The organism is Zoogloea dura (genome assembly GCF_012927165.1).
In the GTDB taxonomy this organism is placed as follows: Bacteria; Pseudomonadota; Gammaproteobacteria; order Burkholderiales; family Rhodocyclaceae; genus Zoogloea; species Zoogloea dura.
Genome location: NZ_JABBGA010000004.1, coordinates 160966 through 186715 on the forward strand (window position 1 = coordinate 160966; position 25750 = coordinate 186715).

The following is a 25750-nucleotide window of genomic DNA, read 5'->3' on the forward strand; positions in this document are numbered from 1 at the left end:
TCGTTAAGGTCGCAGGCCGACTCGACCGCATCAACGGTCGACGTCGCCGAACACGATGTCCATCGTGCCGATGATCGCCACCACGTCGGCGATCATGTGCCCCCGGGACATTTCATCCATGGCGGAGAGGTGCGCAAAGCCCGGCGAGCGGAGCTTCAGACGGTACGGCTTGTTGGCGCCGTCCGACACCGCATAGACGCCGAATTCGCCCTTCGGGTGCTCTACCGCTGCGTAGACCTCACCCGGCGGAACGTGCATGCCTTCGGTGAACAGCTTGAAATGGTGGATCAGCTCTTCCATATTGCCCTTCATCCGCTCGCGGGACGGGGGTGCAACCTTGTGGTTGGAAGAAATGACCGGACCGGGATTCTTGCGCAGCCAGTCGATGCACTGCTTCATGATGCGGTTGGACTGACGCATCTCCTCGATGCGGCACAGATAGCGGTCGTAGCAATCGCCTTCAACGCCAACCGGCACATCGAAATCGACCTGGTCGTAAACTTCGTAGGGCTGCTTCTTGCGCAGATCCCACTCAATGCCGGAGCCACGCAGCATCACTCCGGAGAAACCGAGAGCAAGCGCCTTCTCGGGCGTCACCACACCGATACCGACGGTACGCTGCTTCCAGATCCGGTTGTCGGTCAGCAGGGTCTCGTATTCGTCGACGTACTTGGGGAAGCGCTGGGTAAAGTCCTCAAGGAAGTCCAGCAGGGAACCCTGCCGATTCTCATTGAGTTCCTTGACGGTCTTGGCGGACTTCCACTTGGACACTTCGTACTGCGGCATCCGGTCGGGCAGATCGCGATACACGCCACCCGGGCGGTAATAGGCCGCGTGCATCCGGGCACCGGAAACCGCCTCATAGGCGTCCATCAGATCTTCCCGCTCGCGGAAGGTGTAAAGCACCATCGTCATTGCGCCAATATCAAGCGCGTGAGTGCCGACCGCCAGCAGGTGATTGAGGACGCGGGTGATCTCGTCGAACAGGACGCGGATGTACTGGGCACGCAACGGCACTTCCAGCCCGAGCAGACGCTCGATGGACATGCAATACGCGTGCTCGTTGCACATCATGGAGACGTAGTCGAGGCGATCCATGTAAGGAACCGACTGCACCCAGGTCCGGGTTTCAGCCAGCTTCTCGGTGCCGCGGTGCAATAGTCCGATATGCGGATCCGCACGTTCGACCACTTCGCCGTCAAGCTCAAGCACCAAGCGCAACACCCCGTGCGCAGACGGGTGCTGGGGGCCAAAATTGATGGTGTAGTTGCGGATCTCAGCCATTGCCTACATTTCCATAATTTTCGTCGCGCACGATGCGCGGGGTATTCTCACGCGGCTCAATGCTGACCGGCTGATAGACCACGCGGCCCAGCTCCTGGTCGTAGCGCATTTCCACATAGCCAGACACCGGAAAATCCTTGCGGAACGGATAGCCGACAAAGCCGTAATCCGTGAGAATCCGGCGAAGGTCCGGGTGATTCGGGAACACGATGCCAAACAGGTCAAAAGCCTCACGCTCGAACCAGTTTGCGCTCGGCCAGACATCGCAGACGGAATCCAGCATGGGAAAGGACTCGTCGTCCGCGAAGACCCGGAGACGCAGACGGACATTCTTGCTGACGGACAGCAGATGCACCGCAACCGCAAAACGGCCCGGCTGCTCCTGTCCTGCATAGGAAGAATAATCCAGCCCGGTCAGGTCGACGAGTTGCTCAAACCTCAGATCGGGATCGTCGCGCAGCAGCAGCGCCACGGAGGAATAGTCCCGGGCAGACACAAGCAGGGTCAGTTCGCCGCTCGCCAGAACGAGACTTTTAGCCCGCTCGCCCAGCTTTTCTGCCAGGACTTGGCTCAGACGCTCAAGTTTTTCACTCATGATGGTCAATGCTCAGCAATCAGCGGGCGATGGTGCATTCGCGCTTGATCTTGTTCTGAAGTTGAACGATGCCGTAAAGCAGCGCTTCCGCGGTCGGGGGGCAACCAGGCACATAGACATCAACCGGCACGATCCGGTCACAGCCACGCACAACGGAATAGGAGTAGTGGTAGTAGCCACCCCCATTTGCGCAGGACCCCATCGAGATCACCCAGCGCGGCTCGGACATCTGGTCGTAGACCTTGCGAAGTGCGGGCGCCATCTTGTTGCACAGGGTACCGGCAACAATCATGAGGTCCGACTGCCGGGGACTGGGCCGGAACACCACGCCAAACCGGTCGAGGTCATAACGCGAGCAGCCCGCATGAATCATCTCGACGGCGCAACAGGCGAGCCCGAAAGTCATTGGCCACAGAGAACCCGTACGAGTCCAGTTGATTACCGTATCAAGCGAAGTGGTGACAAACCCTTCCTTGAAAACACCTTCGATGCTCATAGAAACCCTCTATGCAACAATTTGTCCGCCGATGCAGTTCGACGAATCATTCCCAGTCCAGCGCACCCTTCTTCCAGACATAGACATAGCCGAGCAGGAGAATGCCGAGAAAGACGATCATCTCGAAGAAACCGAAAAGACGGATGGATTCATTCGCCGCTATTTCCCGCAGAATGGTTGCCCACGGAAAAAGGAATGCAATTTCGAGATCGAAAAGAATGAACAGAATGGCGAGAAGATAATAGCGAACATCGAACTTGATGCGCGCATCTTCAAACGGCTCGAAGCCGCATTCGAACGGGGAGAGTTTTTCTGTGTCGGGCTTATTCGGTCCGAGGACCCAGCCAGCCAAAATTGGAATGAAACCGAAAGCGGCCGCGAACAGGATAAAAACAAGAACTGGAAAATAGGTTTCCAACATAGCTTGAGCTCCCGCAACCGACAGCACTATTTCGTAGCTGCCTTCAAGCAAACGCCCGCGGAATGCGGGCGAACTGCGTATTTTCTTATGGTGCCGACGATGAGACTCGAACTCATACGGCTTTCGCCACTACCCCCTCAAGATAGCGTGTCTACCAATTTCACCACGTCGGCTTTACGTTTTGACGCTGCGCATTATAAGCCAATCACCCGGCAGCGCCAAGCATTACATATTTTTATCGGGGAATATCCTTGGCCTTCGAGGCGTCACCAGCCGGCGCCACAGGAGCCGCCGAATTCGCAGCAGGAGCCGGCACCTGAACAGCCGCACCCTCCATCACGCTGGTCGTCGCAGGGGACTTGGCGCCAGAGAGATAGCTCAGACTGAGGCTGGTCACAAAGAAGACGGCCGCCAGCACACCAGTAGTGCGGCTGAGAAAATTGGCCGAGCCAGACGACCCGAAAAGGCTGCCCGAGGCACCGCTACCAAACGCTGCACCCATGTCCGCCCCCTTGCCATGCTGCATCAGCACCAGGCCGATGACACCAAGACCTGCCAGAACGTGCACGGTCAGAACAATAGAAAAAAACAGACCACCCATCACCATCTCCGTTAAATGCCGCTCGACACACGCGCAGCGGCCGCGCAAATAGCCAGAAAACTCCCGGCAACCAGGGAAGCCCCACCAACGAGCGCCCCATCGATATCCGGCTTGCCAAACAGGAGCGACGCGTTATCCGCCGTCACGCTCCCACCATAGAGCACTCGAACACCCTCACCAACCCAACCACCAGCTGACAGCCGCTGACGGATGAACACATGCATCTCCTGCGCCTGCTCCGGCGTCGCCGTACGGCCGGTCCCGATCGCCCAGACGGGCTCATAGGCCACCACCAGCGACACCGCCTCGGCCGCAGACAAGGCTTGGGTCAGCGCATCCAGCTGGGCACCCACGACCTGAGTCGCCAAACCGGATTCACGCTGCTCAAGGGTCTCTCCGACACAGACGATCGGGCGCAAGCCCGCCGCCAGCGCCATTCTCAACTTTTCGATCACAAGCGCATCGGATTCACCAAAATAGGCGCGACGCTCCGAGTGCCCGACGATGACCCACTCACACGCCAGATCCTGGAGCATGGACGCAGACACCTCCCCGGTATAGGCACCACCCGCGAAGGCACTCAGATTCTGAGCACCCAGCATGACGCCACAACCCTCAAGTGCGGACGCAGCCTGCCCCAGGTAAATGAAAGGCGGGCATACCGCCACCTCCACCGCATCGACCGGAGGATTCTCGACAAGCCCTTGCAGCAACAGAGCATTGCTGGCGAGAGACCCGTTCATTTTCCAGTTCCCAACTACAAGCTTTTTCCGCACGTCCGACACCAAAAGCCAAATCCTTTAATTCTAGCGCCGGCGGTCGCTCAGGTCAAAATCCTCGCATGCCTGCACAACCCGGCCGGCACAGGATTCAGCGCTCAGCCTCACGCCTGACAACCTCTGCGATCCCATGGGCAATCCTGTCCACACGCACCGCATCCTCCCCCTCGACCATCACGCGAAGCAAAGGCTCGGTCCCCGACGGGCGCAGCAACACGCGCCCACTTCCATCCAGCTCCGTTGTCGCCGCATCGACCGCCTCCTGAATCGGCCTGTTGCCTACCCAGGAAAACCCCGGCTTGATACGCACATTGACGAGCTTCTGGGGATAGAAGACCAGATCAGCACACATCTCCTTGAGGGTCGCCTTTTCCTGCAACAACGCAGCAAGAACCTGCAGCGCGGCAATGATGCCATCCCCCGTGGTGTGACGATCCAGGCAGATGATATGCCCCGAGTTCTCACCGCCGAGGGTCCAGCCCTTCTCGTGCATCATCTCAAGGACGTAACGATCTCCAACCTTGGCCCGGGCAAAGGGCAATCCGAGCCGGCTGATCGCATGCTCAAAACCCAGGTTACTCATCAAGGTCCCCACAACCCCATTGGCTTTCCCTCGCCGGGCAGCAGCCTTGGCGATCACATACAGGAGCTTGTCTCCATCGTAAATCTCGCCCTCGGCGTCCGCCATGATCAGCCGGTCGCCATCTCCATCCAGAGAGATACCAAGATCGGCACCACTTTCGAGCACGGCCTTACGCACACTCTCAGGCGAGGTCGCACCAACACTCTCGTTGATGTTCAGACCATTGGGATCCACCCCCACCAGGTGCAACTCGGCCCCAAGTTCATGGAAAACCTTGGGCGCAACCATGTAGGCGGCACCGTGAGCACAATCCAAGGCAATCTTCATGCCGCGCAGATCAAGCTCATTAGGAAAGGTGCTCTTGCAGAACTCGACGTAACGACCGCGCGCATCATCAATCCGCTTAGCCTTACCCAGCCTCGACGAGGGCTCGCAACCCATGGGCTCGTCCAGGCGCTCCTCGATCTCCAGTTCGACCGCATCAGGCAATTTGGTACCTGCCGCAGAGAAGAACTTGATCCCGTTATCCTCAAACGGATTATGCGAGGCCGAGATCACGACCCCAGCCTGCAGGCGCAAGGCACGAGTAAGGTAGGCGATGGCCGGGGTTGGCAAGGGCCCCGCCAGGTACACATCGACACCCGCAGCCGAAAAACCGGCCTCCAGTGTGGACTCGAGCATGTAACCCGAGATGCGCGTGTCTTTTCCTATGATCACGGCAGGATGCTCCGAGGGCCGGAGACGTTCATGGGCGACTAGGGTCTTGCCCGCCGCATAGCCGAGACGCAGGCAAAAATCAGGAGTAATGGGCGCCTCACCCACACAGCCACGCACACCATCCGTTCCAAAATACCGTCGAGACATCTCTTCCTCACTTACATGCATTGCAGATGCAAAACCGGATTATCCCGGACTCCTGCCTCAAGAGGCAGCCTCCAGCGCCCCCCAGACCCTAAGTGCATCACGAGTCTGCGCAACATCATGGGTGCGAACGATCCGCGCTCCACGCCCGACAGCCGCAAATGCCGCCACGGCGCCCGCCACTGTCCGGCCGGTGACATCCCTGTCGGTAATCTGTCCCAGCATGGACTTCCTGGACATACCGACGAGCAAAGGGAAGCCCAGATCCACAAAACCCTCCAGCCCCCGCAGCAGCGTAAGGTTATGCTCCAGGGTCTTGCCAAATCCGAACCCCGGGTCAAGCACAATCCTTTGCCGGACGACCCCAGCGGCCTCAAGAGCAGACACCCGCTCAACCAGGAACCCGGACACCTCACCGCAGACATCGGCATACTCGGGCGCCACCTGCATCGTACCGGGCCGCCCCTTCATGTGCATCACACAGAGCGCGACAGCGCTATCCGCAACCGCCTCGAGAGCTCCCTCCACGCGAAATCCCGCGATATCGTTGATCATGTCTGCGCCTGCAGAGATGACTGCCTTCATCACCCCCGGCTTGACGGTGTCAACCGACAGGGGAGCGCCCAATGAGACCAAGGCCTCGACAACCGGCAGCACACGATCCAACTCTTCCTGCTCGGACACCGACACCGCGCCCGGCCTGGAGGACTCACCGCCGATGTCCAGCATGTCCGCCCCTTCTTCCAAGGCCAGTTCGGCTGCCCTCAGCGCTGCATCCAGCGTCGTATATCCGGGAGCCGAAAACGAGTCGGGAGTTACGTTGATGATGGCCATGATGCGCGGCTCACTCAAGTCCAGCTTGAAGCGCCCACAATCGAGTACGGTAAGCATGATTAGAATCCAGAAATGAATAAGGCCGGTCAAAGACCGGCCCTTGAAATCAACCCAGACGCTCAGGCTACAGGCGCCGCAGCAGTCGGCTCTGCACCCGGCGTGTCATCCCCCGAGCGTCGCGGAGGCACGGACGACGGCTTGGGAGGACGCGGAGCACGACCCGCCATGATGTCGTTGATCTGATCAGCATCAATCGTCTCCAGCTCGAGCAGCGCGGCGGTCATTGCCTCCACCTTGTCGCGGCTCTCCTCAAGGATCCGGCGAGCAAGAGCATATTGCTGGTCAAGTATGCGACGGATCTCCGCATCAACCTTTTGCAGCGTAGCCTCGGACATGTTCTTGTGGGTGGTTACAGATCGGCCAAGGAAGACCTCGCCTTCCTCCTCCCCGTACACCATGGGACCGAGATTGTCTGACATCCCCCACTGCGTCACCATACGCCGGGCCAGGTCGGTGGCGCGCTGGAAGTCATTGGAAGCGCCCGTGGTCATCTGGTTCATGAACAGTTCTTCAGCAATCCGGCCACCGAACAGCACGGCAATGGTCTGCAGGAGTCGCTCACGATCCTGACTGTAGCGATCCTGCTCGGGCAACTGCATGGTCACCCCGAGGGCACGACCACGCGGAATGATCGTCACCTTGTGAACCGGATCCGTCTTGGTCAGGCACTTCGCCACAACCGCGTGGCCAGATTCGTGATAAGCAGTATTACGCCGCTCTTCCTCAGGCATCACCATGGAACGACGCTCAGCGCCCATCATGATCTTGTCCTTGGCACGCTCGAAGTCATCCATATCGACAAGACGCTTGTTGCCACGGGCGGCAAACAGCGCGGCCTCATTGACCAGATTCGCCAGATCTGCACCCGCAAAGCCGGGGCAACCACGGGCCAGAATCATCGCGTCTACATCCGGCGCAATCGGCACCTTGCGCATGTGCACACGCAGAATCTGCTCACGCCCGCGAATATCCGGAAGCGGCACCACCACCTGACGGTCGAAGCGCCCCGGACGCAACAGCGCGGGATCAAGCACATCGGGACGGTTGGTGGCCGCGATCACGATCACGCCGGAAACACCTTCGAAGCCGTCCATCTCGACCAGAAGCTGGTTCAGGGTCTGTTCGCGTTCGTCGTTACCGCCCCCAAGGCCGGCGCCACGTTGACGGCCCACGGCGTCGATTTCATCGATGAAGATGATGCAGGGTGCCTGTTTCTTTGCTTGCTCGAACATGTCGCGAACGCGGGCAGCACCAACACCCACGAACATTTCGACAAAGTCAGAACCGGAGATCGAGAAGAAAGGCACCTTCGCCTCCCCTGCGATCGCCTTGGCGAGCAAGGTCTTGCCAGTACCCGGCGAGCCGACCATCAGCACCCCCTTGGGGATGTGACCGCCCAGCTTCTGGAACTTGGTGGGGTCGCGCAGGAACTCAACCAGTTCGCTGACCTCCTCCTTCGCTTCGTCGCAACCCGCGACATCCGCAAAGGTGACCGTATTGGCACTTTCATCAAGCATCTTCGCCTTCGACTTGCCGAAGGAGAACGCTCCCCCGCGCCCACCGCCCTGCATCTGGCGCATGAAGAAGACCCATACGCCGATCAGCAGGATCATCGGGAACCAGGAGACGAAGATGTTCATCAGGAAGGACTGCTCTTCCTCGGGCTTGGCTGCAGTGACCTTCACGCCGTACTTCATCAGGTCACCCACCATCCAGATATCCTGGACGCCGGGCGTATACACCGTGACCTGGCGGCCGTCCTGGGTCGTCGCACGCACGGTGCGGCCGTCAACGACAGCCTTGGCGATCTTGCCCTGCTTGGCGTCCTCCATGAACTGGGAGTACTCGACCGAGTTCTGGGCGGTCTGCCGGGTGTTGAACTGATTGAAGACGGTCATCAGCACCACGCCGATAACCAACCAGATCGCAAGATTCTTGAAGAGATTGTTCAAAACGATTCCTTGAATGCCCGTCAGGGGCCACAGCTTAATGGACCGATTCTATGTCCGATCGTTCGCTGGATCAAATGATGATGACCATAAACAAGCCCTATTGGCCACAAATTCGATCATGCAGCGCAACATACTCAACGACGCCCCGCCCCCAGCAGATACACCTCCGAACTTCGATCACGCGAAGCCTGGGGTTTCCGGACGATGACGGACTTGAACTCCGCCTCCATGGCCTTGCGAAATGCGTCAAAACCCTCCCCCTGGAACACCTTGACCAGAAAGCGGCCAGCCGGGGCCAGATGCTGACATGCGAAGTCCAGCGCCAGTTCCGCCAGATAGACCGAGCGCGCCTGATCCACCGAGGGAATCCCCGAAATGTTGGGCGCAATGTCGGACATGACCAGGTCGACCCTCCGACCGTCCAGCAGGCTCTCGAAGCGGGTCACGAATTCCTCGTCATGGAAATCCCCCTGCATGAACTCCACACCATTAATAGGCTCCATCGGGAGCAGATCGAGCGCAAACACACGCCCGCCGCTTCCGACCCGCGAAACCGCCACCTGACTCCAGGAGCCAGGTGCAGCCCCCAGGTCGACAACCACCATTCCCGGGCGGATCAGCTTGTCCTTGTCGTCGATCTCCATCAGCTTATAGGCCGCCCTGGCCCTCAGGCCATCGGTTTTCGCACGCTGGACGAACGGATCATTGACATGCTCCGCCATCCACGATTTACTGGTCTTTGAACGCTTCATCGCGGTACAATTACGCCCTTTTTTCAATGGGTTGTAAAATGATCGAACTTACGCCAGCACAACTTACGCCAGCCCAGCGGCGGGCGTTCCGCGCGCAAGCCCACCATCTCCACCCCGTGGTGAGCGTGGCAAGCAATGGCCTGACCCCGGCCGTCCTCAAGGAAATCGACTTGGCTCTGCAAGCCCATGAACTGATCAAGGTTCGTGTGTATGGAGAAGACCGGGCCCAGCGCGACACCATCATGGCCACGATCTGCAGCGAATTGGGCGCTGCATCGGTGCAGCACATCGGCAAGACGCTGATCTTCTGGCGTGAGAAGCGTGAAGTGGAAGCCACTGCACGGACTCCTGCCGACAAGCCCAAGCGCTCCACCGCCACCGCGAAGTCGGCCAAGGCCCTCTCTGCGCGCCGCGGCCTGTCTTCACTGAACAGGGTGGCCCCAAAGAAAGACCGCTGGTTCCCCGCGCCATCCAAGACGCCCCGCCGCTCCGACGATTGATCCTCCGGCCTTGCCGCCCCTCGGGAACGGCAGAGCCGCAGCTGCGCAGCCCGCAGACGACAAGCCTAGCGCAGACCGCGGGACTGAACAGCCACAAGCACCAGACCCAGCAGGCTTTGCACCAGGTAGATCACGCTGGAGACGCCATGCCATGCCGCAAAGCGGTCTCTCAAAGCACTTTCCATCACCTCCCGCGGCAAGGAGTCGACCTTCAGCTGGGCCATGATCGGCTGAACCCCGAAATAGCCTGCCACGGTCAGCAGCAGCATCAGGAGCACCAGCCAGAAAACCAGGCTCCTGAAGGCTCCTGCGTTCTTCCTCAGGGCAACGAAGACCAGCAGATAGGCCGCCGCCGCCATGCCGATCCAGGCGACGTAGCCGAACATCTCTCCCGCCACCCGGCCAGCCAGCGCCCGATCACCCAGCACATGAAACAGCGTGGGTGCCGCGAGGTACCCAATGGCCCACAGGGCACCCACCCACAGGGTGATGGAGATGGCGTAGAGATGCTCTGCCAGCCTCTGCATCATCGGACCGCCTGTCGCACTAGACGTAACGGACGTCGATCAGCTCAAGCTCCCGGACACCGCCCGGGGCCTGCAGCTCGGCAACATCGCCGGCAAACTTGCCGATCAGGGCCCGCGCGATCGGCGAACTGATGGCGATCTTGCCGTCCTTCACGTCTGCCTCGTCGTCACCCACGATCTGGTAGGTCACGGTATCACCCGTATCCAGATCCTCGAGCTCAACGGTCGCGCCAAACACGCAACGACCATCGGCATCAAGCAACTTGGGATCGATGATCTGCGCATTGGAGAGCTTGGCTTCCACCTCGCGGATCCGCCCCTCGATGAAGCCCTGCCGCTCCTTGGCAGCGTCGTACTCGGCGTTTTCGGAGAGGTCTCCATGGGAGCGGGCTTCGGCAATTGCCGCAATCACGTTGGGTCGATCCACGGCTTTCAGGCGCTGGAGTTCCTGCCGCAGTTTTTCAGCGCCGGCAACAGTAACGGGAACCTTATTCATGCCTTGACCAGCTCCGCATGCAGACTCTGGAGAGAATAGGCCTCCAGTCCGGACAGGTGACGCATGCCCATGCAGGCAGCACGAGCCCCTTCGATGGTGGTGTAGACCGTCACCTTGGCCGCGAGGGCGCTGGTACGGATGGAGCGCGAATCGGTAACCGCCTGTCGCTTCTCTTCAACCGTATTGATGACGAGGCTGATCTCGTTGTTCTTGATCATGTCCACAATGTGCGGACGACCTTCGTTCACCTTGTTCACCGCGGACACGGGCAGACCGGCGGCCGAGATGGCCGCCGCAGTACCGCGCGTCGCCACAACGGAGAAACCGAGCTCGACGAGTTCACGCGCCACCTCCACCGCCTTCGGCCGGTCGGTGTGCTTGACGCTGATGAAGGCCTTGCCTGACGTCGGCAGGCGCACACCGGCACCCAGCTGGCTCTTCACGAAAGCTTCGGCAAAAGTGCGGCCAACGCCCATCACTTCGCCGGTGGACTTCATCTCCGGCCCAAGGATCGTATCGACACCCGGGAACTTGACAAAGGGGAACACGGCTTCCTTGACCGAGTAGTAAGGCGGCACGACCTCGCCTACGACCCCCTGATCATCGAGGCTGCGCCCCGCCATGCAGCGCGCTGCAATCTTGGCCAGCGGCAGGCTGCAGGCCTTGGAAACGAAAGGCACGGTACGGGAAGCGCGGGGATTCACCTCAAGCACGTACACCACTGCGTCGTCGCCCTCGCCTTGGATCGCAAACTGCACGTTCATCAGACCGCAGACATTCAGCGCACGCGCCATGGCTTCGGTCTGACGACGCAGCTCGTCCTGCAACTTCGGCGACAGGGTGTAAGGCGGCAGGGAACATGCGGAGTCGCCCGAATGCACGCCAGCCTGCTCGATGTGCTCCATGATGCCGCCGATCATGACGCGCTTGCCGTCAGAGAGGGCATCCACGTCTACCTCGGTGGCGTCATTGAGGAAACGGTCGAGCAGCACCGGGGAGTCGTTGGAGACCTTGACGGCCTCGCGCATGTAGCGCTCCAGATCCTTCTGCTCATGGACGATTTCCATCGCCCGGCCGCCCAGCACGTAGGATGGACGCACCACCAGTGGGTAGCCGATCTCGGCGGCCAGACGCACTGCGTCTTCGGGGGTACGGGCGGTCCGGTTGGGAGGCTGCTTGAGGCCCAGCTCGAACAGCAGCTTCTGGAAGCGCTCGCGGTCTTCGGCCGCATCGATCATGTCGGGACTGGTGCCGATGATGGGCACGCCGTTGGCTTCCAGGTCACGCGCGCGCTTCAGCGGGGTCTGGCCGCCGAACTGCACGATCACGCCAACCGGCTTTTCAACCGCGACGATCTCAAGGATGTCCTCGAGGGTCAGGGGCTCGAAGTACAGGCGATCGGAAGTGTCGTAGTCGGTGGACACGGTCTCCGGGTTGCAGTTGACCATGATGGTCTCGTACCCGTCCTCACGCATGGCCATGGCCGCATGGACACAGCAATAGTCGAATTCGATGCCCTGGCCGATCCGGTTCGGACCGCCACCCAGCACCATGATCTTCTTGTTGCTGGTGGGCTGCGCCTCGCACTCATCCTCGTAGGTTGAGTACAGATAGGCGGTGGACGTGGCGAATTCCGCCGCGCAGGTATCGACGCGCTTGAACACCGGGCGTACGCCGGCGGCATGACGATGCAGGCGCACGGAGGTTTCATCGGTGGCCAGCAGTTTGGCGAGGCGGCGGTCGGCAAAGCCCTTGCGCTTGAGCTCGCGCAGCTCGACGGCATTGATCCCTTTCAGGGAACGGCCGGTCAGGGATTTCTCGGTCTTGATGATGTCTTCGATCTGGACCAGGAACCAGGGGTCAATGCGGGTCAGCGCATGCACCTGCTCCAGGCTCATGCCCTCACGGAAGGCCTGGCCCACGTACCAGATACGCTGGGCACCCGGATCACCGAGTTCCCGCTCGAGGTCGTCCTGGTCGGCTTCGACCTCATCCAGGCCATACGCGCCGGTCTCGAGACCTCGCAGCGCTTTCTGGAAGGACTCCTGGAAGGTACGTCCCATGGCCATCACCTCGCCCACCGACTTCATCTGGGTGGTCAGGCGATCGTTGGCCATCGGGAACTTCTCGAAGGCAAAGCGCGGGATCTTGGTGACCACGTAGTCGATGGACGGCTCGAAGGACGCCGGGGTCGCGCCACCGGTGATGTCGTTCTTCAGCTCGTCGAGGGTGAAACCCACAGCCAGCTTGGCCGCCACCTTGGCGATCGGGAAGCCGGTGGCCTTCGACGCCAGGGCAGACGAGCGGGACACGCGCGGGTTCATCTCGATGACGATCATGCGACCGTCCGCCGGATTGATGGCGAACTGCACGTTGGAGCCACCCGTATCCACGCCGATCTCGCGCAGCACGGCGATCGAGGCGTTACGCAGGATCTGGTATTCCTTGTCGGTCAGGGTCTGGGCCGGGGCAACGGTGATGGAGTCGCCGGTATGCACGCCCATCGGATCGAGGTTCTCGATGGAACAGACGATGATGCAGTTGTCCGCCTGGTCGCGGACCACCTCCATCTCGTACTCCTTCCAGCCGATCAGGGACTCTTCGATCAGCAGTTCGTTGGTCGGGGACGCTTCGAGACCACGCTTGCAGATCTCGACGAACTCTTCGGAGTTGTAGGCGATGCCGCCGCCGGTACCGCCGAGCGTGAAGGACGGGCGGATGATCACCGGGAAGCCGATCTCGACCTGGGCTTGGTGCGCTTCTTCCATGCTGTGAGCAATGGCGGAGCGCGCCGAGCCAAGACCGATCTTGGTCATGGCATCCTTGAACTTGAGGCGGTCCTCAGCCTTGTCGATGGCCTCTTCCTTGGCGCCGATCAGCTCAACCTTGTACTTGGTCAGCACGCCATGACGGGCCAGGTCGAGGGCGCAGTTCAGCGCGGTCTGGCCACCCATGGTCGGCAGCACCGCGTCGGGGCGCTCCTTCTCGATGATGCGCTCGACCACCTGCCAGGTGATGGGCTCGATGTAGGTGACGTCGGCCGTTTCCGGGTCGGTCATGATCGTTGCCGGGTTGGAGTTCACCAGCACGACCTTGTAGCCCTCCTCGCGCAGGGCCTTGCAGGCCTGGGCGCCGGAGTAGTCGAATTCACAGGCCTGGCCGATGATGATCGGGCCGGCGCCAATGATGAGGATGGTCTTGATGTCTGTACGTTTGGGCATGGTTCTTCAGGGGCAGTAAAGCGGATGAGCGGAAAAAGGCGCGCACTGGCGCGCCCGAGCGACGATCTGCTTCAGCCCTTCGCCTCCATCAGCGCAATAAATCGATCGAACAGGTAAGCCACGTCATGCGGACCGGGGCTGGCTTCCGGGTGACCCTGGAAGCAGAAGGCCGGCACATCGGTGCGCGCCAGGCCTTGCAGGCTGCCATCGAACAGGGACACATGGGTGGCCCGCAGGTTGGACGGCAGATTCGCCGTATCCACCGCGAAACCGTGGTTCTGGCTGGTGATCAGCACCTGGCCGGAGTCCAGATCCTTCACCGGATGGTTGGCACCGTGGTGACCGAACTTCATCTTCAGCGTTTTCGCACCGGAGGCCAGGGCCAGCAACTGGTGCCCCAGGCAGATGCCAAAGGTCGGGATACGCTTGGCCAGGATTTCCTGGATGGCTGTGATGGCGTAGTCACAGGGCTCCGGATCACCAGGGCCGTTGGACAGGAACACACCATCCGGATTGAGTGCCAGCACCTCGGCGGCCGACGTCTGGGCCGGCACGACGGTCAGGCGGCAGCCGCGCTCGGCGAGCATGCGCAGGATGTTGCGCTTGACGCCGAAATCGTAGGCGACCACGTGGAAACGCGGCGCCGTCTGCTCGACATAGCCTTTGTCGAGCTGCCACTCGCCTTCGGTCCAGGGATAGGACCCGGCGGCCGAAACGACCTTGGCCAGATCCATGCCGGCAAGCCCGGGGAAAGCGCGAGCCTGGGCCAGCGCGGCCTCGACGTTCAGCTCGGCTGCCGTCGCTGCAGTGACGATACAGCCACTCTGGGCACCCTTTTCACGCAGGATGCGGGTCAACTTGCGGGTATCAATCCCCGCGATGGCGACGATGTTCTCGGACTTCAGGTAGGCATCCAGGCTTTGCTCACAACGCCAGTTGGATGCCAGCAGCGGCAGATCGCGAATCACCAGGCCGGCAGCATGGACCTTGCCGGCTTCGCCGTCCTCGGCGTTGATACCGGTATTGCCGATATGAGGATAGGTGAGCGTGACGATCTGGCGACAGTAGCTCGGGTCGGTGAGGATTTCCTGATAACCGGACATGGAGGTGTTGAACACCACCTCACCGGTCGTCGCTCCTACCGCCCCGATGCCTTTACCGTAAAACACCGTCCCGTCGGCAAGGGCAAGAATGGCGGGCGGGAAAGCTGACACGGCGAACTCCTCGAATCTTGTGATTGGACATCAGACATGCGCATCGGACTGCACCGGACTACACATGAAAAACGGGATCAGCCGCTATGGCTATCCCGCTGAGAAACTTTCTAATTATAGCCCGAGACGCGCTTTCGGGCAAACCAGTCACCACTCCGCTGACAAGACGCTGACAACGACACTCAGGAAGTCCTGGCCCTGCGCAGCACTCCAGCGAGCTTTCCGAGCTCATCCATCAGTACCGGAAACTCCCGGCGCACGGCCGCCACATCCGACTCCTTCCCTGCGATCTCGAGGCGCTGTGCCGACGCCACGACAGCGACCGCATTGAAGACCCCTGCAGCCCCCTTGATCGAGTGCGCGACATTGCGCACACTGGGACAGTCCTCGGTCCGCACAGCCACCTCCAGGGTCTTCCGGTTGCGATCCAGGTCGCCGAAAAACAGGCCGATCAGCTGCTGCAAGGCAACCTCGTCACCATCCAGCAACTCCCGCGTCGCCTGCAGATCAGCAATGGAGGTATCCGCGCCGAAGTCGATCACCGACTCCCGGCCGGCCTCTTCCGGAGCCTCGTCATCCGATCCGCCAGCCACCCGATCTATCACGCCGTACAACTCCACGGGCTTGATCGGCTTGGCGATGTAGTCGTCCATGCCCGCCATCAGGCATCGATCACGATCACCCTGCATCGCATGCGCAGTCATGGCGACGATCGGCGTCGCCCGCCACTGCCCTCCGGCAGCCCAGCTCCTGCGGGCTTCCCGCGCCCGGATGGCCTGTGTGGCCTCGAGCCCGCCCATGACAGGCATCTGCACGTCCATCAGGATGAGGTTGAAGCGCTCCCTGTCGAAGAACTCGATCGCCTCCTGCCCGTTGGCGGCCACCGTCACCGCATGCCCGGCCTTCTCCAGCATCTTCACCGCGACAGTCTGGTTGACCGGATTATCCTCGACGAGCAGGATCTTCAGCCTCTGCGCCGCCCTGGACAGGGACTGACGGGACGCTTGGGTCACCTCCGCCTCGAAGGCCAGGAAGCGCGCCTCATCCCCGGCCGTTCCGTGGAGGGACAAATTCAGGGCCTCGGCCAGGTCATTGCGGGAAAACGGCTTGATCAGCCGCGCCCCGACCTTGAGGCGCTCGCACTTGGTCGCATCACCCCGCTGGGTATTGGCATCAAGCAGCATGATCACCCGATCCAGCCTGGGCCACCCTTGAAAGAGCCTCTCGGCCAGCGCATAACCGCCCGGAGCAGGCATCGCCGTCTCCATGAGAATCCAGTCGAAGGGCGTGTTCGCCTTGCCCGCCGCAGCAAGCTTCTCTTCCAGCGCCACCCCTCCATCTGCCTCCTTTACCTCGAGCCCGATCTCACGCAACTGGCCAGCCAGCGAACGCCGGAGCGCCTGGTTGCGAACACCCAGCAAGGCCCGCCGCTTGCCCAGGATCGGCGAACGTGCAACCTGCCCCTTGCCGATACCCACGCGAACACTGAAGCGGAAGACACTCCCCTCCCCCGGCGCACTCTCAAGCGATATCACCCCCCCCATCAACTCGACGATTCGCCGGCTGATGGCCAGACCCAGCCCGGTACCACCATATTTTCGGGTCGTGGATTCATCCGCCTGGGAAAATGCATCGAAGACCGTGGCATGCTTGTCGGCGGGAATTCCGACACCGGAGTCGCGCACCGAAAACTGCACGGCCAGCTCCCCCCCCTCCTCGCGACCACGATCGACGCGAAGCTCGACCTCCCCGCTGTCGGTGAACTTGATGGCGTTCCCGACCAGGTTCGTCATTACCTGCCGCAGACGCGTGGGATCACCGATCAAGACAGGCGGCACGTCAGGGCCTACGGCATAGAAGCACTCCACCCCCTTCTGGTAGGCCCGCAGGGCCAGCGACTTCATCGTATCGCCCAGCAGGTCAGCCAGCGAAAACTCCACCTGCTCGAGACTGAGGTGCCCCGCCTCGATCTTCGAGAAATCCAGGACATCATTGATGATGCGCAGGAGAGAATCTGCCGAGCGCTTGACGGTCAGCAGGTACTCCTTCTGCTCACCATCCAGCTGTGTATCGAGGGCCAGCTCGGTCATCCCGATGATGCCGTTCATCGGGGTACGGATCTCGTGGCTCATGTTCGCCAGGAAGTCACTCTTGGCACGGTTTGCAGCTTCGGCCTGCTCTTTGGCGTTGAGGAGCTCCAGCTCCGACTCCTTGGTATGGGTGACATCCCAGTAGGTGCCCACCATCCGCGCCCAGCGCCCGTCCGCTCCGCGGCTCGACGCCTTGCCCCGGATCAGCATCCAGCGCCAGCCGCCCGACCTGGGAGCGACCCGGAACTGCGACTCGAAATACTCCAACTCGCCGTGAAAATGACGGATCAGCTGCTTGCGCACCTGCGCCAGATCTTCTGGATGAACCAGCGGTAGCCACGAAGAGAATTCGCTCGAACACTCCTCTGGCGAATACCCCAGACTCCGCCGCCAATAGTCGTCAATGACGATACCGCCCCCCACCAGATCCCAGTCCCACAGACCACCCTCAGTGTTCTGCAGGGCCAGCTCCAGACGCTCGCGGGTCTCCCGCAAGGTACGCTCGGTCTTGTCCCTGTCGGCAAGCTGATCCTCGATGAAGGCGATCAGCGCTGCAGGCTCCCCGACCCCGCCCGAGAATGTTCCGGGGCAACGCCCGTGCTCCGCCAATCCGGCCACGAGGACCCGCAGAGCCCTGCCAAGCTCGGCATCGGCAGACGAAACAGGATCAGGGGAATTCACTCGGGGTGCCGGACTCAAAGGTAGGAATGAAACAAGGCGCGCCAAACCCCGGCGCGCCTGCCTGGAGACACCCCTTCAACGGCATCCCCAAAATCATCTTGAGCGCCCACGAGCACTCAAACTCGGCTCACTTCAAGCCAAGCACGTCCTGCATGTCGAACAAGCCTGCATCCCGCCCCGCCAGGAAACGGGCCGCCCGCAGGCTGCCTGTGGCATAAGACATGCGGCTGGAGGACTTGTGAGTGATCTCGATACGCTCGCCGATCCCCGCGAAGAGCACGGTATGGTCGCCAACGATGTCGCCGCCCCGCACCGTGGCAAACCCGATGGTCTGCCCCTCACGCTCGCCGGTCACCCCCTCGCGGCCATAGATGGCGCACGATTCGAGGTCGCGCCCGAGCGCTTCGGCCACCACCTCGCCCATGCGCAGCGCGGTGCCCGACGGCGCGTCCACCTTGAGACGGTGATGCGCCTCGATGATCTCCACGTCGTAGCCCTCATTGAGAATGCGCGCGGCCATGTCGAGCAGCTTGAAAACCGCATTAACCCCGACAGCCATGTTCGGCGCAAACACAACCGGGATCTCACGGGCGGCGTCGGCGATGGCGGCCTTGCCCTCTGCCGAAAAACCGGTCGTACCGATGACCACCGCGCACTTCGCCTGGCGGGCCAGGGCGATGTGCTGCAGGGTTCCCTCGGGGCGGGTGAAATCGATCAGGCAATCCGCCTTCGACAAGCCCTCGAGCACATCGCCGGTAATGGGCACACCGCAAGAGACACCGGCGAATTCACCTGCATCGCGGCCGATGAACGGGCTTTCAGGATGCTCGAAGGCTGCGACCAGCAGCATGTCGTCCGCCTTCATGGTGGTTTCGATGAGCATGCGGCCCATCCGGCCGGAGGCTCCGGCAATTGCGATACGAATTTGACTCATTGTTACCCCGGAATTGATCTGGTGATGCTTGCAGCCCGCCACACGCGCAGCCCTCAGGGCTTGGCGGCGGGCGCCTTCTGCTGGGCAGGAGCCGCCTCTTCAGACTGGACATCCCCCTCTAGGCGAGCCAGCTTGCCATCCTCGAAAACCACTGCCAGCTTGCGCTCCTGCAGCGCCCCCTTGCCCGGCTGGAAGCGATAGACGTAATCCCAGCGATCGGCATGAAAGACGTCCGACAACAGCGGAGCCCCAAGCACGAATCTCACCTGATCCCGGCTCATCCCGGGCTTGAGCTGGGAAACCATCTCCTGGGTCACGTAGTTACCCTGACGGACATCGATCCGGTAGGGCTTCACGAAATCGGTTACTGTGGAACAGCCGCCCAAGGCGGAAATCAGGATCGCTGCTGAGAAAAGTGTGCGCATGACGTCTCGGGAAGGAGGAACCAGCCACAAGGGCCGCATTCTCAACGAAGGTCGGAAACTATATCATACGGGGCTGGCCACACTTTTGGCCTGCTTCTCCAGTTCTTCGGGGCTTCCATGTCCAGCAACTCTCAAAACCTCAAAAGCATCGGCCTCAAGGCGACCTTTCCGCGACTCAAGATTCTCGACCTGTTCCAGAAAGCCGAGAACCGCCACCTCACTGCGGAAGACGTGTATCGGCTGCTGATCGCCGAGGAAATGGACATCGGCCTGGCCACCGTGTACCGCGTCCTGACCCAGTTCGAACAGGCCGGGCTGCTCGAGCGCCACTACTTCGAGTCTGGCAAGGCGGTTTTCGAACTCAATGAAGGCCATCACCACGACCACCTAGTGTGTCTGCAGTGCGGTAAGGTCGAAGAGTTCTTTGATCCTGAAATTGAAGAACGCCAGAACCGCATTGCCACGGAACGGGGCTTCAGTGTGCGCGAACACGCCCTCTACCTCTACGTGGACTGCAAGAAGACCGACTGCCCGGGCAAGCCGGGCAACAGCTCCAGCTAGGCTTCCAGCCCCAGCATCTCGGCCGCGTGCCGGCGGGTGGTGTCGGTTATCTGCACCCCCCCCAGCATGCGGGCGATCTCCTCGATGCGCCCCCCGTCATCCAGGAGCGAAACCCTGGAGAGGGTTTCACCCTCGCGGGTCTCCTTGGCGATCGACCACTGCCAGTCGGCCTGCGCGGCAACCTGCGGCAAGTGGGTCACGCACAGCACCTGGCGGTCCTGGCCGAGCTGGCGCAGGAGGCGCCCGACGATCTCGGCAACCCGGCCGCCGATACCCACATCCACCTCATCAAAGATCAGCGTGGGGGTCGCCCCGTTGCGGCTGGTGATGACCTGAATGGCCAGCCCGATTCGCGACAGCTCGCCCCCCGAAGCCACCTTCGCCATCGGGCGCAGAGGCTGGCTCGCGTTGGCCGTCACCAGGAAATCAGCCAACTCCAGCCCCGAGCCACAACCGCCTTCCACGTCCTTCAGCGCAATCTCGAAGACCGCGCCGGCCATGGCGAGGGACTGCATCGCCTCGGTGACAGCGGCCGACAGTTCGGCGGCCACGTGACGACGGGCGCCGGACAAACGCCGTGCCACCTCCATGAAAGCCTCCCTCGCCACTGACTCTTCCCGCGCCAGGGCCTCGGGGTCCGACTGACGCACCAATCGTTCAAGGCGGCCGCGGCTTTCCGCCAGCAGCTCAGGCAATTCATCGGGTGCCACCCGGTACTTGCGGGCGGCTGCCGTCACGCCATTGATGCGCTGATCGATCTCGGCCAGGCGCCCCGGATCCAGGTCCAGCCTGTCCCGGTATCGCCGCAGGGCATGTACGGCCTCATCCAGCTGGATACCCGCCCCGCTCAGCAGCTCCTGGATATCGGACAGCTGCGCATCATGTCGCGCCATGTCGGCCGTCCGGCTGAGCAAGCGCTCAAGGCGAGGCAGAATGGCGTACTCGCCATCGGCAAGATCCTCCAGCACCTCCGCCCCACCCTCGAGCAGGCTGGCCGCGTGAGCCAGCCGGGCCTGCTCCTGGTTCAGGGCCACCCAGTCATCGGCGTTGAAGGCCAGCTCTTCGAGCTCCTTGACCTGCCAGCCCAGCAGCTCCCGCTCCCTTTCGGTTGAAGATGCGCCTTCCTCGGCCGCTTCGCGGGCACGCCGCCGGGCAGACCATTCACGATACAGGCCGGACACCTCCCGCGCCATCGGCAACAAGCCGCCATGGGCATCCAGCAGGGCCAGTTGCGCTTCGGTGCGCAGCAAGGCATGGTGGGCATGCTGACCATGGATGTCGGCCAGGAAATCACCTGCGGCCCGCAGCTGGGCAAGCACTACCGGCGTACCGTTGATCCAGGCCTTGGAGCGCCCCCCGCTTTCGACGACACGGCGCAGCAATACGGTCTCATCCTCCACCGCCAGGGCTTGTTCGACCAGCCACTGACGCAGCGGGCCATCGGCAGGCAGATCGAACTCCGCCACGATCTCGGCCCGAGCGCGGCCCGAACGCACGGCGCCAGCTTCGGCCTTGCTGCCCAGGGCGAGCCCCAATGCGTCAAGCAGGATGGACTTGCCCGCCCCGGTTTCTCCGGTAAGGGTGCCGAAGCCCGGCCTGAAATCCAGCGCGAGCTGGTCGACGATCACAAAATCGCGGATGGAGAGATGACGCAACATGGCGGGAAACGAGGTGAAAGACGCAACCGGTCAGGTATGCCGGGGCGTGGAACTCCAGTGCAGCTTTTCGCGGAGCATGGCGAAATAGCTATACCCCACCGGGTGGAGCAGGCGCACCCGGTAAGGCGAGCGGGTGATCTGGACAGTGTCGCCCGCGCGCGTGTCATAGCGGGTCTGGCCATCGAAATGGACCCGTGAATCGTGGGGCGGCAGCAAGACGATTTCGATGCGGCAGCGATCCGGCAGCGTGATCGGCCGGGCCGTGAGGGTGTGCGGACACATGGGAACAAGCGCGATGCCATCGACACTGGGGTGCAGGATCGGGCCGTTGGCAGACAGCGCGTAAGCGGTGGAGCCGGTTGGCGTCGACACAATCATGCCGTCCGAGCGCTGGGTGTACACGTACTCGCCGTCGATGCGCAGATCAAATTCGATCATGCGCCCCAGGTCGCCCTTGTTAACGACCACGTCGTTCAACGCCACGGTATGGAAGACCCTGCGCCCGTTACGCAGCACCTCTGCGTCGAGCAGCACGCGGGTTTCCTCGGTATAGCGGCCTTCGAGAATCTCCCCGACCTTCTCCAGCGCCACATCCCGCGAGATGTCAGTGAGAAAACCCAGCCGCCCCTGATTGACGCCCACCAGGGGCACATCGAATTCGGCCAGTCGGCAGGCGCTATTGAGAAGTGATCCGTCTCCCCCCAGCACGATGGCCAGATCGGCTCGCACGCCGATCTCCTCATAGCTGGCCACTGTGAAGCCGGATGTCAGCCCCGTGGAACTGGCCGTCCCTTGTTCGATCAGAACAGACAAGCCCGAGCCACGAAGATAGCTTGCCAGGCGCAGCACCGCTTCGGCCACCTCCTGGCTCTGGTATTTGCCGATCAGCGCAATGGTATTGAACTCGCAGGTCATGTGAATGATTAAACCACATTCTTTATTAAGACCGTGCGCCGCACCGGCAAAAGCGCTCATTCAGGTACTCTGGCGCTTCTCAGCGCGGCCTGCCTTCCTTAGAATCCGGTGGTAGCCCTGAATATAAAACCATGACCAGCCTCGACCAACGCTCGCAAATCCTGCTCAAGACCCTGGTGGAGCACTACATCGCCGACGGCCAGCCCGTGGGCTCGCGTGCCCTGTCCCGCCATTCGGGCCTCAAGCTCTCTCCGGCAACGGTACGCAACGTCATGTCGGACCTCGAAGAGCTCGGCTACATCACCAGCCCGCACACATCTGCTGGACGGATTCCGACCTCTCTGGGCTACCGTTTCTTCGTCGACAGCCTGCTGACCGTGCAACCGCTGGGTGTAGGCCAGATGCAGGAGATCAAGGGACACATCCAGCCAGGCGAACCCCAGCGGGTCATCAGCGCCGCGTCCCAGCTCCTTTCCGGGCTGACCCACTTTGCCGGCGTGGTCGTCTCTCCCAAGCAGGACGTCACCAAGATCCGCCAGATCGAATTCGTCAGCCTTTCCGAGAAGCGGGTGCTGCTGATCCTGGTCACCACCGCCGGTGATGTCCAGAACCGCATCCTGTTCACCAAGCGGGCCTACTCCGCCTCCGAACTCGTCAGCGCTGCCAACTACCTCAACCAGCATTTCGCCGGCCTGGCCTTCCCCGAGATACGCAACCGCATCCAGGACGAACTCAAGCAGTTGCGCACGGACATGACCGAACTGATGAGCGCGGCAGTCGAGGCCAGTTCGGAAGCCCTGGAGGAAACCCAGAGCACCTACGTCATCTCGGGTGAAACCAACCTTCTCGACGCAGAAGACCTCTCGTCCAACATGGCCCGCCTGCGCGAGCTGTTCAAGCTCTTCGAGCAGAAGACGGGACTGATGCAACTGCTCGACATCTCCAACCGCGCCCAGGGCGTCCAGATCTTCATCGGCGGAGAGAGCGGGCTGAGCCCGCTGGACGACTGCAGCGTCGTCACCGCCCCCTACGAAGTGGATGGCCACCTCGTGGGCTCGATCGGCGTCATCGGCCCCACCCGCATGGCCTACGAGCGTGTCATTCCCATCGTCGATGTCACGGCACGGCTCCTCACCAGCGCCCTGTCGGGCCAGAACACCTGACCCCGGAAGTTCATCCATGACACGATTCTGGCAAGAGCCAGCGTATACCCATGGCACGCCGCCCCGCACGGGCGTGCTGCTGGTCAATCTCGGCACACCGGCCGCCCCCACGGCGGCCGCGGTACGCCCCTATCTCAAGCAGTTCCTGTCCGACCCCCGGGTCGTCGAGATCCCCCGTCTGGTCTGGTGGCCCATCCTCAACGGCATCATCCTGCGCACCCGGCCGGCCAAGTCGGCAGCGAAGTACGCCAGTGTGTGGACCACCGAGGGCTCTCCACTCAAGGTTCACACCGAAAAGCAGACGAAGCTGCTGGCGGGCTTCCTGGCCCACGCCGGCCAAAGCACGCTGCTGATCGACTCCGCCATGCGCTACGGCGAACCGTCCATCCGCAGCCGCCTCGACGCCATGAGGGCTGCCGGATGCACCCGCATTCTCATCGTTCCGCTGTACCCACAGTTCGCGGCGAGCACCACGGCCACCGTAATGGATGAAGTCGCGGACTGCCTGCGGCACTGGCGCAACCTGCCAGAAATCCGCTACATCCGCAGTTTTGGCGACGACCCCGGCTACATCCAGGCGCTGGCCGCCTCGGTACGCGAGCATTGGCAGCGCAACGGCCAGGCCGACAAGCTGGTGCTGAGCTTCCACGGCATTCCCCGGCGCTCCCTCGACCTGGGCGACCCCTACCACTGTGAATGCCACAAGACAGCCCGCCTGCTGGGCGAAGCCCTGCAGCTACCCAAGGAACGCCTGATCGTCAGCTTCCAGTCCCGCTTCGGCAAAGCCGCTTGGCTGCAGCCTTATACGCAGCCCACCCTGGAGGCCCTGGGGCGCAAGGGCACGGCCTCGGTCGACGTGATGTGCCCCGGCTTCGTCTCCGATTGCCTGGAAACCCTCGAAGAAATCAACATGGAATGCCGCGAGGCCTTTCTTCACGCCGGGGGCAAGCGCTTCGAATACATCCCCTGCCTCAACGAACGGGAAGACTGGATCCACGCCCTGACCCGACTCAGCCTGAGCCACCTGGGCAACTGGTTGTCGGATGCCCCTGCCAGCCCGGAGGAAAGCGAACTTCAGCGACTGCGAGCCGTCGAACTCGGCGCTGCCCGCTAGACACACCGGACACAAGGGAAGGAAAGAAACGTGAGACTGATCCTGCGCTGGATCCTGAACGCCATCGCGCTGATGCTGATTCCCGGAATCCTCAGCGGCATCCAGGTCGAGAGCTACACCGCGGCCCTGTTCGGCGCAGTGCTGCTGGGCTTTGTGAACGCCATCATCCGGCCGGTTCTGATCCTGATTACCCTGCCGATCACGCTGCTCACCCTGGGCCTGTTCACCCTGGTGATCAACGCCTTGATGTTCTGGAGCGTATCCGGGATCGTCCAGGGATTCGTGGTACAGGGCTTCTGGACGGCTTTCTGGGGAGCCCTGATCTACAGCATCCTGACCGGCCTGGTCAGCCTTGCCCTCGGCGAAAAAGACTGAGGGACCGAGGGACCGAACACGAGCCGGCCGGCATCTCCGGTCAGCCTCAACCGCCGACAGCCGCAACCGCAGCCCGACGGCGAGGTGTGCGGCGCCGCACCGCCCCCGGATCAAAGGCGCCGACCAGCTTGCCCAAGGCCGACGAGCGTGCATCCATGGCCATGCGGAAGGCGCCGTCCTCACCGTACTTCTTCACCGAGAACTTGACCCGTTTGCGCCGGCCATCCGGCAGCGGCCACGAGGCCACCCAGAACCAGCGCTGCTTTTCTTCCGGCAAGTCGCGGGTTTCCGACGCGCAATAGCGGCACACACCAACCACGCCCGAACGGTTGTTCTTTTTGACGATGTTGGAGTACTCCTGCATCGACAAGGGAGGATGCTCGGCGATGATCTGGTCCCGGTACTCCTTGGCCGCGGCGAACGAACGCTGCTTGCCGCCGAAGATGCCATCACTGAAATGCTTGCGGTAGATCACGCCGCGCCGCTGGATGGTAACGAGCCACCCGTGAGTCCGACTGGTTTCGTTATCGACCCGGCTGATTCCATACGTACTGCCTCGGCTCACAGGCCACCTCCTGTCCGCTCCGCGAAGGCCTCGCGGCTTCAGGGGAGATTTCGGCCGTCCCGCGGGAAACTTTAGACAGATTCCGAGGGCGGC

General features: G+C 61.8%; 25 protein-coding genes and 1 tRNA gene. 5 read left to right on the top strand and 21 right to left on the bottom strand.

The window, feature by feature from the left end; all coding sequences use genetic code 11:
• Nucleotides 1–30 precede the first annotated feature (30 nt).
• From HHL15_RS06890 to rlmE, 11 genes are all read right to left on the bottom strand, one after another.
• Complete coding sequence (locus HHL15_RS06890) at nt 31–1284, bottom strand: NADH-quinone oxidoreductase subunit D (RefSeq protein ID WP_169145097.1); 1254 nt, start codon at nt 1282–1284, stop codon at nt 31–33.
• Nucleotides 1277–1879: an NADH-quinone oxidoreductase subunit C gene (locus tag HHL15_RS06895; protein ID WP_169145098.1), complete on the bottom strand. Its 603-nt coding sequence runs from the start codon at nt 1877–1879 to the stop codon at nt 1277–1279. Before HHL15_RS06895 ends, HHL15_RS06890 begins: the two co-directional genes overlap by 8 nt.
• A gap of 19 nt (nt 1880–1898) precedes the next feature.
• Complete coding sequence (locus tag HHL15_RS06900) at nt 1899–2375, bottom strand: NuoB/complex I 20 kDa subunit family protein (protein WP_169145099.1); 477 nt, start codon at nt 2373–2375, stop codon at nt 1899–1901.
• Nucleotides 2376–2421: 46 nt separating this feature from the next.
• Entirely contained in the window at nt 2422–2796 is a 375-nt protein-coding gene (gene ndhC / locus HHL15_RS06905) for an NADH-quinone oxidoreductase subunit A (protein WP_169145100.1), read from the bottom strand.
• An 88-nt stretch (nt 2797–2884) separates the two neighbouring features.
• Nucleotides 2885–2969: transfer RNA gene (locus tag HHL15_RS06910), tRNA-Leu, on the bottom strand.
• 62 nt (nt 2970–3031) lie between these two features.
• The gene (secG, locus tag HHL15_RS06915; protein ID WP_169145101.1) at nt 3032–3397 is read right to left on the bottom strand and encodes a preprotein translocase subunit SecG; all 366 of its coding nucleotides are present in this window, start codon (nt 3395–3397) and stop codon (nt 3032–3034) included.
• 11 nt (nt 3398–3408) lie between these two features.
• A complete protein-coding gene (gene tpiA, locus HHL15_RS06920) occupies nt 3409–4173 on the bottom strand; it encodes a triose-phosphate isomerase (RefSeq protein ID WP_169145274.1) in 765 nt (254 codons plus the stop codon).
• Between the two features lie 94 nt (nt 4174–4267).
• A complete protein-coding gene (gene glmM / locus HHL15_RS06925; RefSeq protein WP_169145275.1) occupies nt 4268–5623 on the bottom strand; it encodes a phosphoglucosamine mutase in 1356 nt (451 codons plus the stop codon).
• A 57-nt stretch (nt 5624–5680) separates the two neighbouring features.
• Nucleotides 5681–6511: a dihydropteroate synthase gene (folP, locus tag HHL15_RS06930; protein ID WP_169145102.1), complete on the bottom strand. Its 831-nt coding sequence runs from the start codon at nt 6509–6511 to the stop codon at nt 5681–5683.
• 62 nt (nt 6512–6573) lie between these two features.
• Nucleotides 6574–8466, bottom strand: coding sequence for an ATP-dependent zinc metalloprotease FtsH (gene ftsH, locus HHL15_RS06935; protein WP_169145103.1), 1893 nt, complete (start codon nt 8464–8466; stop codon nt 6574–6576).
• A 134-nt stretch (nt 8467–8600) separates the two neighbouring features.
• The gene (rlmE, locus tag HHL15_RS06940) at nt 8601–9218 is read right to left on the bottom strand and encodes a 23S rRNA (uridine(2552)-2'-O)-methyltransferase RlmE (protein WP_169145104.1); all 618 of its coding nucleotides are present in this window, start codon (nt 9216–9218) and stop codon (nt 8601–8603) included.
• Nucleotides 9219–9256: 38 nt separating this feature from the next.
• Between rlmE and yhbY the strand changes: the two genes are divergently transcribed.
• On the top strand, nt 9257–9718 hold the full coding sequence (gene yhbY / locus HHL15_RS06945; protein ID WP_169145105.1) for a ribosome assembly RNA-binding protein YhbY: 462 nt from the start codon (nt 9257–9259) through the stop codon (nt 9716–9718).
• A gap of 65 nt (nt 9719–9783) precedes the next feature.
• Here the strand turns inward: yhbY and HHL15_RS06950 are convergent, their stop codons facing one another.
• The 7 genes from HHL15_RS06950 to HHL15_RS06980 all read right to left on the bottom strand — a co-directional run bounded on the left by HHL15_RS06950 (nt 9784) and on the right by HHL15_RS06980 (nt 19306).
• The gene (locus HHL15_RS06950) at nt 9784–10248 is read right to left on the bottom strand and encodes a DUF4149 domain-containing protein (protein WP_235943271.1); all 465 of its coding nucleotides are present in this window, start codon (nt 10246–10248) and stop codon (nt 9784–9786) included.
• A 16-nt stretch (nt 10249–10264) separates the two neighbouring features.
• Nucleotides 10265–10741 carry a transcription elongation factor GreA gene (gene greA / locus HHL15_RS06955; RefSeq protein ID WP_169145106.1) on the bottom strand — a complete coding sequence of 159 codons (477 nt, stop codon included), beginning with the start codon at nt 10739–10741 and terminating at the stop codon, nt 10265–10267.
• A complete protein-coding gene (gene carB, locus HHL15_RS06960) occupies nt 10738–13962 on the bottom strand; it encodes a carbamoyl-phosphate synthase large subunit (protein ID WP_169145107.1) in 3225 nt (1074 codons plus the stop codon). Before carB ends, greA begins: the two co-directional genes overlap by 4 nt.
• A gap of 71 nt (nt 13963–14033) precedes the next feature.
• A complete protein-coding gene (gene carA / locus HHL15_RS06965; RefSeq protein ID WP_169145108.1) occupies nt 14034–15176 on the bottom strand; it encodes a glutamine-hydrolyzing carbamoyl-phosphate synthase small subunit in 1143 nt (380 codons plus the stop codon).
• Nucleotides 15177–15358: 182 nt separating this feature from the next.
• Nucleotides 15359–17947 carry a PAS domain-containing hybrid sensor histidine kinase/response regulator gene (locus tag HHL15_RS06970; RefSeq protein ID WP_169145109.1) on the bottom strand — a complete coding sequence of 863 codons (2589 nt, stop codon included), beginning with the start codon at nt 17945–17947 and terminating at the stop codon, nt 15359–15361.
• Between the two features lie 127 nt (nt 17948–18074).
• Nucleotides 18075–18881, bottom strand: coding sequence for a 4-hydroxy-tetrahydrodipicolinate reductase (dapB, locus tag HHL15_RS06975; protein ID WP_169145110.1), 807 nt, complete (start codon nt 18879–18881; stop codon nt 18075–18077).
• Between the two features lie 53 nt (nt 18882–18934).
• On the bottom strand, nt 18935–19306 hold the full coding sequence (locus HHL15_RS06980) for an outer membrane protein assembly factor BamE (RefSeq protein ID WP_169145111.1): 372 nt from the start codon (nt 19304–19306) through the stop codon (nt 18935–18937).
• A gap of 117 nt (nt 19307–19423) precedes the next feature.
• On the opposite strand from HHL15_RS06980, the gene fur reads away from it, so the two are divergent.
• Nucleotides 19424–19867, top strand: a complete 444-nt coding sequence (gene fur / locus HHL15_RS06985; RefSeq protein ID WP_169145112.1) for a ferric iron uptake transcriptional regulator — start codon at nt 19424–19426, stop codon at nt 19865–19867.
• On the opposite strand, the gene recN is transcribed toward fur, so the two are convergent.
• Together recN and HHL15_RS06995 are read right to left on the bottom strand one after the other, a co-directional pair.
• The gene (gene recN / locus HHL15_RS06990) at nt 19864–21525 is read right to left on the bottom strand and encodes a DNA repair protein RecN (protein ID WP_169145113.1); all 1662 of its coding nucleotides are present in this window, start codon (nt 21523–21525) and stop codon (nt 19864–19866) included. The genes fur and recN overlap by 4 nt on opposite strands.
• A gap of 30 nt (nt 21526–21555) precedes the next feature.
• The gene (locus HHL15_RS06995; protein ID WP_169145277.1) at nt 21556–22440 is read right to left on the bottom strand and encodes an NAD kinase; all 885 of its coding nucleotides are present in this window, start codon (nt 22438–22440) and stop codon (nt 21556–21558) included.
• A gap of 131 nt (nt 22441–22571) precedes the next feature.
• Here HHL15_RS06995 and hrcA point away from each other — a divergent pair, with 131 nt between their 5' ends.
• Genes hrcA through HHL15_RS07010 form a run of 3 tightly spaced genes read left to right on the top strand, consistent with a single transcriptional unit; the run spans nt 22572 to nt 25092 of the window.
• Nucleotides 22572–23603 carry a heat-inducible transcriptional repressor HrcA gene (gene hrcA, locus HHL15_RS07000; RefSeq protein ID WP_169145114.1) on the top strand — a complete coding sequence of 344 codons (1032 nt, stop codon included), beginning with the start codon at nt 22572–22574 and terminating at the stop codon, nt 23601–23603.
• 16 nt (nt 23604–23619) lie between these two features.
• On the top strand, nt 23620–24717 hold the full coding sequence (gene hemH / locus HHL15_RS07005) for a ferrochelatase (RefSeq protein ID WP_169145115.1): 1098 nt from the start codon (nt 23620–23622) through the stop codon (nt 24715–24717).
• 30 nt (nt 24718–24747) lie between these two features.
• Nucleotides 24748–25092 carry a phage holin family protein gene (locus HHL15_RS07010; protein ID WP_169145116.1) on the top strand — a complete coding sequence of 115 codons (345 nt, stop codon included), beginning with the start codon at nt 24748–24750 and terminating at the stop codon, nt 25090–25092.
• 46 nt (nt 25093–25138) lie between these two features.
• On the opposite strand, the gene HHL15_RS07015 is transcribed toward HHL15_RS07010, so the two are convergent.
• Complete coding sequence (locus HHL15_RS07015) at nt 25139–25567, bottom strand: AP2 domain-containing protein (RefSeq protein WP_328825001.1); 429 nt, start codon at nt 25565–25567, stop codon at nt 25139–25141.
• Nucleotides 25568–25750 lie beyond the last annotated feature (183 nt).